The organism is Microcoleus sp. AR_TQ3_B6 (genome assembly GCF_036702785.1).
GTDB lineage: Bacteria > Cyanobacteriota > Cyanobacteriia > Cyanobacteriales > Microcoleaceae > Microcoleus.
In genome coordinates this window covers 45,044-62,129 of sequence record NZ_JAUBVJ010000047.1, presented here as the reverse complement: position 1 = coordinate 62,129, position 17,086 = coordinate 45,044, and the positions used below count along the sequence as shown (strand labels likewise).

Here is a 17,086-nt window from a genome sequence, read left to right as displayed (position 1 = left end):
GCCAATTCAATTTTGATAAAATGCGATGGCGGTGGCAGTAATAATTCCAATCATCATATCTTTAAATCGGATTTACAAAAATTAGTTTACGAGCTAGGAATAGAAATTAGAATCGCACACTATCCCCCCTATACATCGAAGTATAATCCGATTGAACATCGTTTGTTTTCTCACGTAACCAGAGCCTGTCAAGGAGTAATTTTTACTCCTCTTGAGTTAGTTGAAAAAATCATGGCAAAAACTCATACTAAAACCGGGCTTTCTGTGGTAGTAAATGTGAACGATAAAATTTATGAAACTGGTCAAAAAGTAGCTAAGGGATTTAAAGAAACAATGAAAATTATTTTTGATGAATATCTACCCAAATGGAATTATCGTGCAGTTCCGACTATTTAGCAGACGCTAAAGTTATTAAATTTTCATTCCTTAGCTCCCTAGAAAAGGGGGATTTTTGCCGTTTTTCCGAGTTTTTCAAGGTGGATATATCCTTTGACACTTTCCTGGCAATGAATGAGGAATTATGGGGCGATCGCATCTTAATATCCGAGTAGGTAGCTAGTGGAATTAGAGCGGGCGATCGCACTTGTCACCGATTTTGTGGATATTTTCGATCGGCAACAGCAATGTCTCCTCAATTTCCTGCCGCACAGTAGGAGATACATTAGAAGCGCTATTGAGGCAATATACCAGCAATTTATTAGCATCGTAATAATTCCTCAGCAATGACTTCTGCTGTTCGCTAAATTGCCAATCGTGACCTATATTGCGATAGGAAATTATGATTTGTCTTAATTCCCGAGTCCAAACTTGTCCGTTAGCTTGCCACCATTGCCTAAATATTTCCTTGTTACCATCTGGGTGAGGTAGCTGTTTCTTAAGTTCTTGCAGTGCTTGCATTAATTCAGGTTCAACAAGAGGGACAAGAAGAATGTCGTGGGCAAGACTAAGGGCTGGGTCAATAGCACCGTCGAGTACAGGCAAAATGGCAAGGTCAAGAACAAGGTCAATGGTAAGTTCAATAGCAGGGTCAAAGGTATGTTTAACGGCAAGGTAAAGGGCTGGATCAAGGAAACGTTCAGGGTTACGATTAAGAGCAAGCTCAAGGGATGGTAGAAGGGAAAAGTAAAAGAATCTCACTGCCGCAGGTTTGTAGGGAAAATCCACAGAAATGGATTTTTGGTTTACCCACAGTAGGAATTGCTGTAACTGCTCGTCCTCAGCGACCAGTCCATCAACTTGTTGTTTCATTAAAAGTAAAAAATCATCAGCTTTTTGCAACATCCCAACTGCTAACAACAAGACTTCTCGCCAACGCTTCTCGGTCAGGTGACCGAGCAGTTTTTTCATAGCTTGTGGAGCGGAATTGTTAACTATTTCTCTAGCAGTGAAATACTCTTGAAATGTTAGATGAGAAAACGAATAAATCCCTCTTGCCCTCTCGACTAATAAGCCATGTTCTCGATCGCCTTCAACACAACCTCACTATCGCTCTCGAAATTAACGGGGTCACTTGTGGCATCGGCCAAGTTAGCTAGATAGTCGGCAATCAATTGCTGAACAGTGTTTTTTTCAAAAAAATAATCGCCCCTATCAAAAGTAATAGCTGCTACAAAAGCAAGTAAATGTTTCTGGCGGCACAAATTCAAAAGTCGATAAACTTCATCCCGTTTAATGCCTTTAGTTTCATCCCATTTTCTGAGCATAATTTCCAGTCCTTCCTCATACAACTTGGCTCTGTTGGATGGAAAATCTGCTTTTGCGTGGAATACTAAACAAGTCAAATTCAACAAGATAGGCGTTACTGCCAGTTCTCGGATTTGCTGATTTTTCTTCATTTTTAGCTGCTCAAGAAATTGAGATGCTAAAGCTTTCCCTGCCTCCATCTTCTGGGAAAATACCACAAACCAATTGCGAGCAAAGGCAGCGATTTGCTTATTATTAAAATCTGCTAACTCAACACAGGTAAAGGCTGCGTCGTGAAATCTGTACTTAGCAGCGGCAATTCGACAGGTAATAATAAACTGATTGTTGTAATACTTTTGGACAAACTGACGAATCTGTCTGACGACTGCATCGCTATCGGATTCTGGCACTTCATCTAAGCCGTCCAGCAAAATCAGCCCTCTGCCTTGACTGAGTGTGAATTCAGTTTGCGATCGCGCCTCAACTCCGCAACTGGCAAGTTCGTCGCTGATATATTCTAATAAGTCAAGATTAGCGCTTTCAGCAAAGGTTTTCAGAGGGATAAAAATCGGTATTTTGTTTGCTTCAAATTCTGATCGATCGCACTGAATGGCGATGTGTTTCAAAAAGGTAGTTTTACCGGAACCCGGTTTGCCGAGTACCATTAGTTTAGAGTGAGATTTCACCGCATCCAATCCTGGTACTCGTTTCTGGCATACTTTACCTAATCCCAAGCGGTTAAAATTATCCGCATCTGGGTTGAAGTCTCTGAGTAAATCGCTAATTTCTCCCGGCTGCCAACTGGTAATTTCCTCCAAAATGTTGACTTCAACGTAGAGGTTGCTGACATCAACGGGCTGTGCAATATCCAAGAGTTGCATTTTGCTGTAAAGCTGTTGGATTTTGCTGTGGCATTTTTGCCGGATCTCTTGCACTACCGAATCAATGTCTAAATTCGGTGGCTGCGGATTTTCCGGTGGAGGGCGATGGACAATTTCTTCCCAATTCAACTGCAAAACCGTGCAGAAAGCCCTGAAAGCATTGGTTTTAATGGGTTCTCTTCCTCGTAAAAAACGCCTCCAAGTTGGCAGCGACAGACCATCGGCATAGGGCCCGGCAATAGTCCAAGTTCGATCGGGCTCTAATTTTTGACTAGCTTCTACTAGCCATCTGGGGTCTTCTATCGCCCATCCCCTCTCTCTTCTAGCTTGCTTAATTTTTACTAATCCCTCCTCAGAGGCTTTGAGGGTAGTCATTGTATAATTTACTTATCTAATTGTCAATGTCAGTTTTCGCTCAGTTTAGCGATCGCAAACTGAGTTTGTCAAGACCCGAGCAACCAAGAGAAAATGAGCTGGACAACCACTGCAGGGCATACGGTCCAAGTCAAGCATAAATCATGCCAACTTAATCGTTGAGAATGCCACTCTCTTTTTTCGGTAAAAAAGTACACATTAAATGATGACAAAGGATAGCACCATGAGAGATAACACAAAGGAAACTCCCTCAGGTGGGGTAGGTATAAAAATTATTGGCAAAATTGCCGATGAGCTAAGTTATACCCCCACTTCTGACGGTCGAAACTGTCTTTTCATTGTAAAATATTATCAGCAGCCTCCTAGTGAAACTAGTTTTTTTCATTGGGCGATGGATGTGTTAAACAGCTTTAACTGGTTTCAAGAGCAACGAAATCCCCAATCCGAGCCCAGTTCTAATCAGCAACTTCAAAAATTTAGCCTTCAGCTAAATACTGATATCAATGCTGTTGCTCAAGTTTTATCCTGGCTTGAACAGTTAGATCCTCTACCAATTCCCGAAGCCGTTTTGCATCAGTGTAAACTGGCTGTGGTTGAGGGGTTTACGAATGCTGTTCGCCACGCTCACAAAACTCTGCCCAGAGAAACTCCGATTGAGCTAGAAATAGCAGTATTTAACGAACGCCTAGAAATCAAAATTTGGGATCGCGGAAAGCCTTTTGACTTCCAAGCGAAATTGAAAGAAAAATTGTTAGAAAGTCCGTTCATTTGAGCGGAAATCCACTCTCTTTTTTCGGTAAAAAAGTACAGATTAAATGATGACAAAGGAGAAGACCATGAGAGATAACATAGATGAAATTCCGTCAGGTGGGTAGGTATAAAAAATATTGGCAAAATTGCCGAGCAGCTAAGTTATACCCGCACATCTGACACTCAAAACTGTCTTTTCATTGTAAAATATTATCATAAGCCTGGTCTATTACAACCCCAAAATAGGACTCAAGCTCGTTTTTTTTAGCGGACTCTCAATGTTTTAAATAGCTTTAGTTTCGGGTTTCAATAGCCTCGCCAATTCGATCGCAGTTCTAACCAGTACCTTCAAAAAATTAGCCTTACAACTAAATACTGATATCAATTGCTGTTGCTCAAGCTTTGTCGCCGGTTGAACAGTTAGCTGCTCTGCGAATTCCCGAAGCCGTTTTTCATCAGTGTATATTGGCTGTGAGTGAAGCTTTTACAAATGCTGTTCGCCACGCTCACAAAAATCTGCCCAGATAATCTCCGATCGAGCTTCAAATAACCGTATTTAACAAAGGTCTATAAATCAAAATTTTGGATAGGGGAGAGCCTTTTGACTTCAAAGCGAAGTTGAAAGAAAAACGCCCATTAAAAAGTCTGTATGAGTGGGTTTTAAAGACCTGGGATTTATGCTTCACTTTAAAGCTGTTCTGCAAGGGGCAGCTTTAAATTGACCAGAATAATTTTTTTGTGTGTGATGACTATTGATACTGCCCCCAATATTGTTGTTGTGGATGATGACCCCAAATCCGCAATCTAGTTCATCGTTTTTTAAATCAGCAATATCAAGTAGATTCGGCCGCAGATGGCGAGACTGCTTTAGCATTGTTTGAGAAATTAAAGCCACTGCTAGTAGTTCTCGATTGGAATTGGCCGGATACTACAGGCTATCATCTCTGCCAGGAAATGCAGCGCCGTACTAATATTTTTGCGATCGTGCGATCGCCCCCGCACCGACGAAGCCGATCGACTTAAAGTCCTTTCCGCAGGTGCTGATGACTCGATCTGCAAACCATTTGGTCTGGCGGAGTTGGCAATTAGTATAGAAGTTGTGTTGAGACCCATGAAGGCTGTCACTTCCTCACGTATTGTATTCGATCGATTCGCGATCGATTCAACGCGTCGGGAAGCAACACTCAACGATCGCATTATCAAGTTAACAGCCTGGGAATTTAATATGTTGTAAGCTGGGGAGCATCTCGCATTGAATGCATAGATGGGCTTTTCTGCCCGTTCCACAAGAATTGTAGAAAAATTGACTGTCAAATTAGATGCACAGCAGCTTGTTTTTTAGCAATTTATTCCGGTCAATATTGGAGTCGTCAACAGCTAATCGAAAAAATCTGGGGGTGGAACAGCGACAACACAGGAGAAGAGCAAGTTGTTAGCGTAGATATCGGTCAGATTCGCAAGCAAATGATTCAAGTTGATGCTACTGCGTCTGGGTTTATTAAAACTATTCGGGGTTATGGTTATAGATTCGATCCGCCCGTTAGCGAAGCCCTCGAAGAGGATCGCAGGGCAATGGGAATTTACTAAGGTCATCGGCATTAAGGATTTTAACTGGTGAAAAACCTATTTTCCCAGGTGCCCTGGGGCAGCCAGATGCCTCCTAGGGAACGGACGCGATCGGGTAACATGAAGTATGCCCAAGCGGTGCCTAAAGGTTTGAGGTGTGGATCGAAGATTTCGATGGACTGCCGCTGATATTCGTTTTGTGTCGGTTCCCGCAGGGGATGATAGTCTTCAAGTCGGTCTAAATCGTCCAAAATAGCCGAGGAAGCGAAACAGAGGAGAAAACCGCAGACTGTTCCGTTTCCGGCAATCATCGCAGGATAGCCGATCGGCAGCGCAAAAAGTTGACCGCGGGCGATCGCCGGATAAGCATCCACAACTTTTCCTTCGCAGTAGCGGAGGTAGTTGCACTTCCCGGGTTTGAGAGTGCCGTAGACAAAGACTTTCATCGGGTAGGGCCTAACCGCTAATTTTTGCTAAGATAGATGGCTAAGCTAATAGTTTAAGTGTCGCGGGCGATCGCGACTGCAATCTTGATAAATTTCGTTGTTTACCCTTTCTTATAATTCATGACTCTAGCAGTTAGTTTTATTGCTTTTGGACTTCGGCCTTTGTACTTGAGCTCTTTTTTGCCGTCCCTGCCCCTGGACAGCTTGTTTTCGACTCAAGGGATTATGGTGATGCTGCTGGCAGCCTATGCGGGGGCGATGTGGATGTTTCTCACCAGTGCTCCGAAGGTACACACGGTGATGGTATCCGATCTCGGGCAAGCGAGGGAGTTTTATGAAGGTATGCTAAACCTGCCAGTAGCAGAAGTGCCACTGCACTACTACTACAATTACGAGCAAACTTTGGGGACAACAGGTATCGATCCGCTGTATTTGTCGCCGAATGTCGGGAGGGCAACGACCTCTCAAACAATGGGGAGTCCCGAGGGTTTGTGGTATCAGTTGATGAAAAATACCCAACTGCACATTATTAGCGGGGCCGGTGCAGGAGAAAAAAATCGCCAGCGTCACGTTTGTTTCGATCGCGATTGTTTGGATCAGCTATTGATGAGGGTACAAACTCGTGGCATTAAGTATAAAATTCGCCGGGAAAAGCCACTGAATTTTTTGGTCAAGGATTACGACGGCCGCGTCATTGAAATGGCTGAGGTTAGTAATTAGATAAGACTCGGCCGTTAAAACCGATCCTACACAAACTTTGGTCACTGCAGAGAGGGACTAAAGAATAAAAGGGGTATTAAAGCCGAATTTGGTATTGCATCCCAAGTTAGAAACCCGGTTTATCTAAAAAACCGGGTTTCTCGTTTATCAATTAATCTTAGCTTCAATGCTAGATTTTTCCGAGGCAGCCGCTGCTTTAAACTCTGAAATAGCTTTCCGGCTGAAGATTTTGAAGTAGAGGGAAACAAAGAACTCTTTGACTGGAAAAACTATAAAAGTCAAAGGATTAATTGTGACGATGATATTGCGGACATCAGCTTTAGCTTGTTTGACAACTTGCTGCGCTACCCAATCTGGAGACATAATGCCGATCGGATTTAAATTGCTTTTAAACGGCCCTAAAATCAGTTTGCGAACGATGCAGGGCGCGTCCAGCCGCCGCAGGGTGACTAAATCTCCCAGGGCGCGTTTGCTGAGTTCGTACAGGGGACTGACAGCGGGAATTACTTCTGCTTCTGAAGTGTTGATCCAGACTTCTTTGCAAGCGATGTTTTCGTTAGTGCGGACTGTTAAGAAAAAGAGTTCCATCAGCCGCCACGCGGAAAAAGTGTTAATTTCGTAGGAGTTGGCGATCGCCTCTCCTGTTCTTTCTCGCTGTACGTTAATCCCGTGATTGATGACGAGAATATCGATTTTTTCTAACAATAAGGCTAAGTCTGCCTCTTGGCCCACTTGCCAAGTTACGGTTTTTACAGGTAAATTTTCGCCGTCTATATTCAAAGTAATTTCCTCATTTCCCGAGGAGAGGGCGATTACTTTTGCACCAGCTTTGTGCAGGTGTTTGAGCAGCAAACGTCCTAAAGTTCCCGATGCACCGGTGACGGCTACAGTTTTGCCTTTGAGAGAAAGTGCTGTACCCATAAGTTTGTCTATTAAGGTGAAAGTACCGCAATAGTAAGCATTTTGATTGTCGAAGTGGTGCCGCCAGTGATAAGGTTTATTAACTAACCACTTGCCAGGGGGAGTAAGGAAGTCTCCGGGTTGGTGGGTGATGTCGGTTAATTCGTCTGCGCCTTTGATGCCGCACGCGCGGGCGATCGCGCTCAACAAAAAGCCTAAAGTATAAATACAACCCGCTGCCGCGCCCCAGTGATATTCCGGCAGCCCAAAATAAGCTACAACCCACAGCAACAAGCCCAAAACCATCATCGCCGCAGCTTCGGGCACGTCGTGACGCCAGTGTGCTTGCTTGTAAATTGTCTCGCTGACGGCTGTTAAATCCGGGCGGAAAACGCGGTGATGCCAAGTGTGCAGCTTTTGCAGGGGTGTCCAATAATGGGACACGACGTGATAAAAGTCTCGTATTATTTCTGCCCAGCAGACAGAAGCTATTGCCACAGCGCCGACTATCCAGTAATTTACCATGCTCGCACCAGTTTGAAATTTGAGATATTAGATATTGTCTGCTTTGAAAGATAACTCAAAATGGCTTTTATTGCTAGTCTGGCAGTTGACTCAGGCGTTTTAAAATCTGCAAAACGCGGTACAATTCATTGCCGGGATTGGAAATAACAAATTCAGCAGATCGGGCATACTGGGGAGTTTCCCCTCTTACTAACTTGACAAAAGAGAAGTTAGCACCTGTGGAAATCATTCCAAAAGTAGGAGTTTCTGGGTTGGGATCTGCCAGCATATATGTCAGGAGTTGTGCGAGTGCTTCGTCAGTTGAAAACGAAAGTTGTTTGGATTCAATTACTGTCACCCACAAGTTTGCTTTCATAATTAGGATGTCTATTCTGCCTTCGATGATTCTGCCTTCGTCTTCCTCTTGAATGGCTATGGACTTTTCGGCTTTGACGTGAAAAGGAGACTCGTACAGACCGGCTATAAACAAAATGGGGCTGATGATTGTTAGCTTGACTGCATTTTCCAATACAGGCGGGTTGTCTACAAAGTTGAAGTATATGTCTTGGACGCGATCGAGCAATTGTTTTTCTGAGTCGGTTACTTCGGGTAAGTTTTCTTGCCATTCTCGGAAAAATTCGCTGTTGCGAACTCGCTGCAAGCCGAAGTTATCGATTAGATAGCGGAGGTTGATGTCTCTTGATAGAAGTTTTTGCATTATGATTAATAAAAGCTTTTATGGTTATTAATGAGTTTAGCATGATTGTGATTTTTAACCGCAGATGAACGCAAATGAACGCAGATGAAATGCAGATAAATGAGATTTGGCCCAGATGTCTGTTTATTGGGTTTTTTGATCGGCAATTGGCTGTTTTTGTCCAGCTTGCATTTGCAGCAATTGCGGCACGGTTACAAAACGATATCCCTGCTGTTTGAGTTTGGGAATAATTGCAGATAGCGCCTCGACTGTTTGCTGGCGATTTCCGCCGCCGTCGTGCAACAATACGATCGCCCCCGTTGAAGCTTGGGATAGCACGCTGCGGGCGATCGCAGCGGCCGGAGGTTGCAGAAAGTCTTTAGGGTCGATCGACCACATCACCACTACATAATTTTTATTTTTAGCGTAATTTGCCAAACCGTTATTTAAGCGGCCGCCGGGAGGGCGAAACAAGAAACTTTTTGCCCCAGTCGATCGATAAATATGAACACCAGTATTATCTATTTCATCGGATGCTGTTTTTTCGGTAACATTGTGAGAATAGTGGTGCCAAGTATGGTTGCCGATCGCATTTCCCGCTTGCACAACTCTTTTCGCAATTTCTGGATACTCCCGCAAATTTGCACCCAAGCAGAAAAATGTAGCCACAACTTGATGTTTGTGCAAAACTTCTAATATTTTCAAAGTTTCAGGCGTTGGGCCATCGTCAAATGTCAGGGCGATAACTTTTGAGTTGTTAATACTGGCTTTATAAACAATTTGGCTGCGAAATTGCGCGGGCGGTGCGAAGACTAAAGGTTGTTCGGGAGGTTTGGGAGAGGGAGTTGCGGGGGGAGAAGGCGGTGTTTTTAGTTTTGGGGGTTTAAGCAGGTTTGGAGGCGGATTTTCAACGGGTGCGATTTGTTGGGCGATCCTCTTCGAGGGCTGCGCTAACGAATTTGAGTTTGCAGTTTGTCGCGTTTCAGCAATAAGGGAAATTAGGGCGATCGAGCAGACAAATATAAAGGTTTGAATTAGAAAGTTTTTAGGAAATTTGGTACTCATGCACTGTATTATTTGCTGTTAATGATCTAATTATCGCTTACAGCTCTGTCAGCTTGAGAGTTAGCTAAATTAATTTTTGTTTAAGAAGTGCGATCGGAGCCACGCTAAAAGCTCCAGCTAAAAGTCTGGCGAATCTTAAAATTATTTTATTTTGGGGCCAATATACCCAATGATTATCTTTCCGGGTCCTAATTCTGTGCAGAAATGGAGTCGCCAAGCTCCCGGTGTCATGCGGACGTGCAAACTGAAAATACGCTTTTTCCCGTCAAGACACTGAATATTTAGTTGCTCTCTAAACTCCTTAAGCCTTGACTCGCTCTCTGGAGATACCTTGCTAGGAAGATTATCCAAATCCAGCGCTCCGTCGATCCAATTTTTGGATAATTCATCAAGTTCAAATAACTTTCTGACAACTTGTCGTAACATTTTCGGATCGACAAGGCTTTCTATCTGTTGGCTGACGCGAGGGCAAAATTCCAGGCTGGAGAATAACTCAGCTCGACGGTTCCAAAGCTCCAAACCGTCAACCACCGCTGTTTGCTCACGTTTCTTAATCCAATCAGCGTGTTCGAGAACGTGGTTTTTCTGACTAGCATGAATAACCTCTACGCTTTCTTCTATCAGTTGCCAATTCTCGTCAATTTGTATTAGTTCTAACTTGATACAACTGCTCTTCCACAATGACTCTGAATTCAGACTAATTGCCAATGTTTCAAGGTAATAAGAAACTTTAAACTCTTCTGTTTGAATACCCTGTAAACTCAACTCACAACCTGGGTTTTCAACTTTTATTTGAATCTCTTTATCTGGAATATCAACGGATAAAGGAGTCTTAGTTGCAAGCGTTCTCAGAAAAGTCAGCTCTTCTCTATTCACTTCATTATCATTACGCCAACGAGGAAGAGGATAGTTTTCTGCAAGTACCATATTATGAAAATCTGTTTGAGTGCGAAGTCCCTTCAGTCCACAGCGTTGAGCTTCACGCATCGTACTAATCAATTCTGACATCCATTGTCGTGCCGTAGAAATATCAGGAGCAAGAGTTCGTGCAGACAGTTCATTAAACACCATCTCCAAATCCATCGCTTATTCTCCTTCCACCGCAGGTTCCAACAAAATCTCCAAGCTGTTGTCCCACTCATCAAAAAAACCATCCGGCCATCGATCAATTCGTCCGTTGCGATCGATTTTTGGCGATATTACCTCAGTCACGGCCTGTCCTTCTTTATTTTGACGCTGGAAGTAATGCAACTGAACATCCTTCGGGGCAATTTTGCCCCCGTGAACCGCAAGGCGAATCCCATTTAAAACATGATCGCTGTGAGTTTCTATCACAACTTGAACCCCACCACTCGCTGCCAAAGCTAACAATTCACCCATTTTAACTTGTCCTTTGGGATGGAGATGCGCTTCAGGATTTTCAATTAAAATGATTGTACCAGGTGTTGATGCAAGTGCCGCTACAATAATCGGTAAAGTGTAGCTAATTCCAAATCCCACATTAGTTGCACGGTAAGGATTGCTATCTCCATAGGAATATTGAAAAATCATCAAATCGACATCTGATTTGGCCTCAATTTTGAGGCGCGTACCCGGACTAATTTCTCCCATCCATGCCTCAACTTGGTCGATTAAATCCATTGATTTATTAGGAGTTTGTTCCAGGTTTTGGCTTTTAAATTTTACCTCTGGATGGCTGAGGTTACTATTAGGGATAACCTCACGCCCATTAATAGCAAGAAAATGAGCAGCATATTCGCCTTTGATACCCAATTGACCGAGCTGTCGTACTTGGTAATCTGACATTTCATTAAATGGCCGCGGTCCGATCCGTTCTGCCTGAAGGTAATGAAAATTATTGCCAAAAAGATTCGATTTATACACTTCCGGCGTAACTTGTTCCATGAGAATGTTCAACACATCTACCTCTTGGTTATATCTGAAACACCATATCGCTTCGCTGTTGTTTTCCCAAAAAATGTCAAAACCAATGAAGTCCTCTTTTGCTCCATCAAAAAGTGCGTCTCTAGCAGTACCCACCTTCACTAAATCGCCATTAAGGGCCAACCCTATTCCTGGCAGTAAACCCTGTTGGTAAGATTGTCGCAGCAGCAGGAACGATTGCATAACAGAAGATTTGCCAGTGCTGTTTAATCCGGAAAATAACGTGAGTTTTTTGAATTCCAATAACTGCTTTGCAAAAGGTTTGAAGTTGTTCAACTGCAGCGAAGTAATCATGCCAGAACCTCCTGAATTATTTTTTCAATTATCTTAAATCTGTACTCTATTTTTTCCGCTGCCTGAGAGATAGAAGCTAGAAACTCTCGATCGCTATCTACATATTTTCTAAATTTTTCAATCAATTGCTCTTTGTGCTGCTTCAATATATTAAGTTGCTCGTCACTAAGTAAACTGAGATTAACAGACCAAACTTCAAACAAAGCTTTATTAATTGGAAACATTTTTGTTTGGTGTTGGGAGATTTTACGAAAGGCATTTTTCCCAAAAATTTGCCATGCTGCAATCATAGCTTTTGTGAAATTATTTTCTATTACTTGTAATTCCTGTTCAGACATATTATTAACCTTAGATAATGCTTTACTTAAAAATAGATTTCTCTTTTCAGCTTGAGAATTTTTATAAGATGTAAGCGTAAAGGCTAAAAAACCGAGTATAAATTCCCGATCGTCCATCCGCATTTTACGCAACTTACTCAGCTTAGTGACTTGCTGGAATTCATTAGATGTAGCAAGTTGAGCTAAAAACTTTGTTGCCTTACCGGGGTTGAGAGCATGGCGGAGCTCTTGGGGAGTCATTGGCAATCCCCCTGTATTAATCCGTTTAAAAATGTTATATTTAACTTCAGGAGGTGTACCTTTTTCAATCAAATAAACTGTAACCTGAGTTTCCTCTATTCGACGCTGGTATCTGCGTTCAATTTCATCATAACTTTTACCTTCTAAATTGGTTAAGTATTCTAGTCCGCATAACCTAAGTGTTTTATCGCTCATAAATTGCTTGAGAGCAGATAGCCGTTGCAATCCATCCACAACTAACCATTTATCTTCATCAGTTGCATCTATATAAAAAGCTGGTAATGGAATCCGAATCAGGAGCGACTCAATCAGTCTACTTTTAGCGTCATCTTTCCAGATGTTTGCATGGCGCTGAAAGTCCGGTGCTAAGTCAAGAGCTTCCTCATTGATTCTTCTTAGAAGTTGCTCGATGGTTGGTTCTCTGGTGAAAATATTAATTTCATCAGGATCGTATATCAATTTGTCTGTTTGATAAGGTTCAGCATCATTATCTTCTTCCTCTTGCATCAAATTTAGTTCATCAAGCGTCGTATCTTCGTTAGAGACTTGGTTGTAGGGTTCAGGCTGAGCTACCATAGGAAATACTCCTTTGTACTAACATTTATTGCGATTCGGTATTGTCCTATTTAAACTTGGATGACGAGCCTAGCAGATAAGAACATTCTCAAATATTATCGCACAAATTCTCTCTTGTAGAGACGCCACGAACCGCATCTCTACAACCTACAGCTTATCTACAACCGGCAAGTTTGCCGTGCCCTTTCATCCTCGGGTTCTTGCCACCCAAAAGCAAAATGACTCACCGCATTAATTTGCGGCGTCGCAGAGCGAATTGCCTGCATTTGAATCTCCAATGACGGCCGATTTTTCAGAGGTTTTCCCCAATCTCCAGCAATGGCAGGAATGATTTTTGCTCCCGCAGGCGCTAAACTCACTGTCCGCTGCACCTGTGGCACAATGCAGCTTACATCCCCGCAATTTCCGTAAGACATGGCGTGGAATTCCACAGCCGCCGGAAACTTGTCCCAAGGCTGCAATCTCGAATCAAATCCCCCTTGATTTATCGTTTGATTTCCGTTGGGAAAAAACACCGCTCCTACAGGAATTCCCATCCTTTGAGCTGGTTGAATTGCTATTCCCAAAAAATCTAAAATCCCTTGGACTGCGTGAGCAACGCTCAGTGTCCATAGGTCTTTTTGTAGAATGCCGGTATCGGGAAGTGGCGGTGTCGGTTTTGGTGTTGGACGTGCAGCGTTGGGCTTGTTAGTAGCGGGAGTTGTTGAGGCCGATCTGGATACGGCATTCTCCCTTCTAGAAGCTGGAGTTGCTATCGGTATCGGTCGCGGAGTTCGCCCCTGCCAAAGAGGTTCTTTCTCAGTTGGATACTGTTTGACTACTGCTTGAACGTCATTAGGATTGATAAATCCCTTAGTCAAATATCGCTGAATTAAATCTCGCCCTTGCTGATTGTTAGCCCGCTGCAAAAGAACTTGCTGCGATGCTGGGCCGTAAATCCACAAGTCTTGAACTTTGGTAGCAACCGAAGCAGGCCCGACGCCCCGTAGATAGCGAATGTAGTCGAATAACATTCCTTGGGGCTTGCGCTTGACTATTTGATTTACTAACAAACTATAGTCTTGCCTCGCTTGCGGACTGTAGGGGTCGATAAAGGCTTGATTGCCCGGAACTTCTGCGAATTCATCGTTAATTCCTGGGTCTTGAACTACTGTTAAAGTTGTCTGATTTTTACCGTTGATAGCGAGGGCTTGCTGTCTGTCGGGACGCTGAGAATATGTATAGCCAAAGTTCATGGTAAACAACCAGGCGTATACTTTTAAACCTCGTTGTTTGCCTTTGGCGATCGCCTTTTCTAACAAGTCGTATTTCTCGTAGCCGCGATTTCTCACAACAGAAGGCCAAGCGGTAGGATTGTCTGCGACTGGTAGCAGCACTTGACCGTCATAAAATGTTTCTATATAGACTTGGTTGTAGCCTTTATTCACAACTTTGTCTAATACCCGATCGATTTCTCCGGGTCTGACATCGCAGGGATACAAACGCAGCCACATTGCTTGGGTTCCGGGCCAAGTTCTTTGGCGGCATTGAGCTATTTCCCGCGCGTGTTTGCTCAAAACAGCAAAATATGCTTGCTGAGATTCCCGTTTTCCTGACAGGGCGGCGCGGCGCAAGTCTTCTTTTTGATTTACCTGTTCTTTGGATAATTGGCAATAGGCTGATGTTGCGCCAAAAGCTGGTTGAGTTTCGATAAACGGCCACACAAGCTGGCTGATGAAGCTACTGGTTAAAACAGCAGTTACCGCACTTAAAAAGCGTCGCTGGTGTTGAAAATTCGCGATGCGAGTTGGTGCAATTTTCATGGGAGAGTTGAATGGGGTTTTCTGGTTTAAATTGGGTGGCGATCGCATTTTGCCGAGATCGCTCAACAAGCAGCTACCAATTTTCTACTTTTTTCGGTTGACCTAGTTATGCCACAAGTCGATCGCACAATGCAAATTCTGTCTGGCTGCTATTTAGATCGAATAAGGGCGGCCAAGATAATACTCGGCGGTTGAAACCGCTGCTATGCTATACAAACTTTCGTCCGTCTAACTAAGTATTGGCGCGCAGCCGCGCGCCTTCGCGGACTCAAAAATAAAGGGGGTAAAAAGCCCGGATTCGATCTCATATCCAGTTCAATTTTTCACTAAATGCTGCTGAAAAAAGCGCCTGGGTACAGTGGGCGCTAAAAGCAGTTGATATTTCTACTAAAAATTGTTAACACTCAAATATCAAGGATGAAAGATGAATTATTAAAATTTATCCTTTATCCTAAATTTTGAGATTAAGATCCTCTTTTGAGAGCAGCTTCTACCTGCTGAAATTCTGCCTCAAGACGCTTTTTCAACTTTTCAGGAACGGGACGGTTTGGATAGGAACTGTAATGTCCTGCCAAAGAGTTTAATGCGGTGCGCATTGTCGTGAAAGATGCCAGCTTGGTAAGACCGGGATCGCGGCGGTATGCAGCAGAAAAATCGTTGATTTTGGTACGAGCATCGGCTTGAGCCGCGGCTTTTTCCGGCGTGCCTTCTGGCAAAGTGAGCGCTGTTCTCAAGCTGTTCACTAATGCTAATGTGTCTTGACCATAATCTCCACTGAGAGTGGCCGGAACATTGGTACAGCCCGCTATGCCGATGACAACAACTAATACCAGGGCTAACAGACGGGAAATGTAATGCTTCATAAGGGTTAGAAAAATGGAAGCGAAAGCTGCAATGAAAATTAACCTTTATCCTATCTCGAATTGATCTAATAATGCCAATTTTTCAAAAATTTTGCACCAATACCATGAAACAGAAAATTTGTCAATCCAAAATCTAAAATCTCAAATCTAAAATCGATTGATTTGTCCAGCAACGACGGAGAGTATTTGGGTTTGTCGCAGCCACTGAGTGTCAAAAGCGCCTAAATGAGTCGTAGTAATCAGAGTTTGAAATCTTTCTTGAATTGTTTCTAAAAGCTGATTTTGGCGGCTAAGATCGAGTTCTGCAAGTACGTCGTCGAGCAACAGTAAAGGCGCTTCGCCGACGACTTCTTCAATAAGCTGCAATTCCGCTAATTTTAATGCTAATACCAGAGTTCGCTGCTGGCCTTGGGAGGCGTATTGACGAGCTGGGGTACTGTTAATTGTAAATGTAATATCGTCGCGGTGGGGTCCGACTAAAGTAGTTCCTTGAAACTGTTCTGCGATCGCCCTTTTTTGAATTTTCTCTAAAAATGCTTGCCGCACTCCTTCGAGATTGTCTTTAGCGATTAATTGCGGACCTACTTCAATATTAGCATCGTATTTCACATCTAAAACTTCTGCAGAACCGCTAATTGAATGGTGCCATTTGCGAGCTAAAGGCATCAATCGCTCCAAAATTCGATCGCGCCTGCGGATGACGCGAGCCCCCGCTGTCGCCAACTGCGCGTCCCACAAAGCTAATTCTGAACTGGGAATGGGGAATTGGGAGTTGGGAGTTGGTAAGTTTTCTTTATTTTCCGGTTCCGGACTTTCGGGTGCCAGGAATTGCATTTTCTCAAAACTTTGGGAAAATTCCGCTTTCCTGATTTCTTTAGAACGTTTCAACAGAGCGTTTCGCTGGCGCAAAATTTGGTTGTACTGCTGCAAAATGTGAGCGTAAATCGGTTCTAACTGGATGACTAGGCGATCGATCCAATTGCGCCTTCCTTCGGGTCCGCCGCGCACTAAGTCCAAATCCAAACAAGAAAATTGCACTACATTTAAGACGCTCAAAAAGTCTAAATGGCGACGCAGCGGTTCACCGTTGAGCTTCAGTGTCCGACGCCCCCCAGAGCGAAGAGTTAAAGCTAAGTCGATCGGTCCGGTTTGGCGTTCGAGTGTAGCATCAATTTGCCCGATCGGCTTTGAGTTGAGTATTAAATCGCGATCGCGCCCTACCCTATGACTTTTTAATGTGGAAAGCAACTCTACCGCTTCTAACAAGTTAGATTTTCCTTGAGCGTTATTTCCTACTAAAATGGTTTTGGGAGCGTCAAAGGCTACCTTTTGATCGAAGTAGTTGCGAAACTGCCGTAGGTGCAGCGTTTTCAAATACATAATATTAGTAATTGCTAATTGGTAATTGGTAATTAGTAATACAGTCATCGAGCGGGTGAACG

At 43.4% G+C, this 17,086-nt stretch carries 19 protein-coding genes; 6 read left to right on the top strand and 13 right to left on the bottom strand.

Translation table 11 applies throughout. The features are described 5' to 3' along the window. Positions 1-396 (top strand): ISAzo13-like element transposase-related protein (locus QUB56_RS21610; protein ID WP_445243382.1); only part of this gene is annotated, 396 nt, incomplete at its 5' end. A gap of 168 nt (positions 397-564) precedes the next feature. Here QUB56_RS21610 and QUB56_RS21605 read toward each other — a convergent pair. Beyond that, complete coding sequence (locus tag QUB56_RS21605) at positions 565-1,347, bottom strand: NACHT C-terminal helical domain 2-containing protein (RefSeq protein ID WP_332957979.1); 783 nt, start codon at positions 1,345-1,347, stop codon at positions 565-567. 95 nt (positions 1,348-1,442) lie between these two features. Beyond that, positions 1,443-2,939, bottom strand: coding sequence for an NACHT domain-containing protein (locus QUB56_RS21600; RefSeq protein WP_332957978.1), 1,497 nt, complete (start codon positions 2,937-2,939; stop codon positions 1,443-1,445). Positions 2,940-3,162: 223 nt separating this feature from the next. Here QUB56_RS21600 and QUB56_RS21595 point away from each other — a divergent pair, with 223 nt between their 5' ends. Continuing rightward, on the top strand, positions 3,163-3,711 hold the full coding sequence (locus QUB56_RS21595) for an ATP-binding protein (protein ID WP_332957977.1): 549 nt from the start codon (positions 3,163-3,165) through the stop codon (positions 3,709-3,711). Positions 3,712-4,371: 660 nt separating this feature from the next. Here the strand turns inward: QUB56_RS21595 and QUB56_RS21590 are convergent. Further along, a complete protein-coding gene (locus tag QUB56_RS21590) occupies positions 4,372-4,584 on the bottom strand; it encodes a hypothetical protein (protein ID WP_332957976.1) in 213 nt (70 codons plus the stop codon). Here QUB56_RS21590 and QUB56_RS37360 point away from each other — a divergent pair. The 3 genes from QUB56_RS37360 to QUB56_RS21580 are packed head-to-tail and all read left to right on the top strand — an operon-like array spanning position 4,485 to position 5,276. Continuing rightward, on the top strand, positions 4,485-4,712 hold the full coding sequence (locus tag QUB56_RS37360; RefSeq protein WP_445243383.1) for a response regulator: 228 nt from the start codon (positions 4,485-4,487) through the stop codon (positions 4,710-4,712). The genes QUB56_RS21590 and QUB56_RS37360 overlap by 100 nt on opposite strands. After that, a complete protein-coding gene (locus QUB56_RS21585) occupies positions 4,666-4,923 on the top strand; it encodes a hypothetical protein (RefSeq protein ID WP_332957975.1) in 258 nt (85 codons plus the stop codon). The genes QUB56_RS37360 and QUB56_RS21585 overlap by 47 nt, the downstream gene beginning before the upstream one ends. A gap of 17 nt (positions 4,924-4,940) precedes the next feature. Beyond that, entirely contained in the window at positions 4,941-5,276 is a 336-nt protein-coding gene (locus QUB56_RS21580; protein WP_332957985.1) for a helix-turn-helix domain-containing protein, read from the top strand. Between the two features lie 20 nt (positions 5,277-5,296). Here QUB56_RS21580 and QUB56_RS21575 read toward each other — a convergent pair whose 3' ends face one another. Then, positions 5,297-5,701, bottom strand: a complete 405-nt coding sequence (locus tag QUB56_RS21575; RefSeq protein ID WP_332957974.1) for a gamma-glutamylcyclotransferase — start codon at positions 5,699-5,701, stop codon at positions 5,297-5,299. Positions 5,702-5,821: 120 nt separating this feature from the next. Here QUB56_RS21575 and QUB56_RS21570 point away from each other — a divergent pair, with 120 nt between their 5' ends. Further along, complete coding sequence (locus QUB56_RS21570; protein ID WP_332957972.1) at positions 5,822-6,421, top strand: glyoxalase-like domain protein; 600 nt, start codon at positions 5,822-5,824, stop codon at positions 6,419-6,421. A 147-nt stretch (positions 6,422-6,568) separates the two neighbouring features. Here QUB56_RS21570 and QUB56_RS21565 read toward each other — a convergent pair whose 3' ends face one another. The 9 genes from QUB56_RS21565 to QUB56_RS21525 all read right to left on the bottom strand — a co-directional run bounded on the left by QUB56_RS21565 (position 6,569) and on the right by QUB56_RS21525 (position 17,024). Next, positions 6,569-7,846, bottom strand: a complete 1,278-nt coding sequence (locus QUB56_RS21565) for a bifunctional sterol desaturase/short chain dehydrogenase (RefSeq protein WP_332957970.1) — start codon at positions 7,844-7,846, stop codon at positions 6,569-6,571. A 73-nt stretch (positions 7,847-7,919) separates the two neighbouring features. Further along, complete coding sequence (locus QUB56_RS21560) at positions 7,920-8,543, bottom strand: restriction endonuclease subunit R (RefSeq protein ID WP_332957968.1); 624 nt, start codon at positions 8,541-8,543, stop codon at positions 7,920-7,922. Between the two features lie 123 nt (positions 8,544-8,666). Further along, positions 8,667-9,587 carry a polysaccharide deacetylase family protein gene (locus QUB56_RS21555; RefSeq protein WP_332957967.1) on the bottom strand — a complete coding sequence of 307 codons (921 nt, stop codon included), beginning with the start codon at positions 9,585-9,587 and terminating at the stop codon, positions 8,667-8,669. 141 nt (positions 9,588-9,728) lie between these two features. Continuing rightward, a complete protein-coding gene (locus QUB56_RS21550; RefSeq protein ID WP_332957966.1) occupies positions 9,729-10,670 on the bottom strand; it encodes a hypothetical protein in 942 nt (313 codons plus the stop codon). Positions 10,671-10,673: 3 nt separating this feature from the next. Continuing rightward, positions 10,674-11,825: a DUF3696 domain-containing protein gene (locus QUB56_RS21545; protein ID WP_332957965.1), complete on the bottom strand. Its 1,152-nt coding sequence runs from the start codon at positions 11,823-11,825 to the stop codon at positions 10,674-10,676. Beyond that, positions 11,822-12,979: a DUF262 domain-containing protein gene (locus QUB56_RS21540; RefSeq protein WP_332957963.1), complete on the bottom strand. Its 1,158-nt coding sequence runs from the start codon at positions 12,977-12,979 to the stop codon at positions 11,822-11,824. The genes QUB56_RS21545 and QUB56_RS21540 overlap by 4 nt, the downstream gene beginning before the upstream one ends. A gap of 158 nt (positions 12,980-13,137) precedes the next feature. Further along, positions 13,138-14,781, bottom strand: a complete 1,644-nt coding sequence (locus QUB56_RS21535; RefSeq protein WP_332957983.1) for a family 10 glycosylhydrolase — start codon at positions 14,779-14,781, stop codon at positions 13,138-13,140. A gap of 464 nt (positions 14,782-15,245) precedes the next feature. Beyond that, entirely contained in the window at positions 15,246-15,644 is a 399-nt protein-coding gene (gene psb27, locus QUB56_RS21530) for a photosystem II protein Psb27 (protein WP_332957961.1), read from the bottom strand. Between the two features lie 147 nt (positions 15,645-15,791). Beyond that, complete coding sequence (locus QUB56_RS21525; RefSeq protein ID WP_332957982.1) at positions 15,792-17,024, bottom strand: AAA family ATPase; 1,233 nt, start codon at positions 17,022-17,024, stop codon at positions 15,792-15,794. Positions 17,025-17,086: the final 62 nt, after the last annotated feature.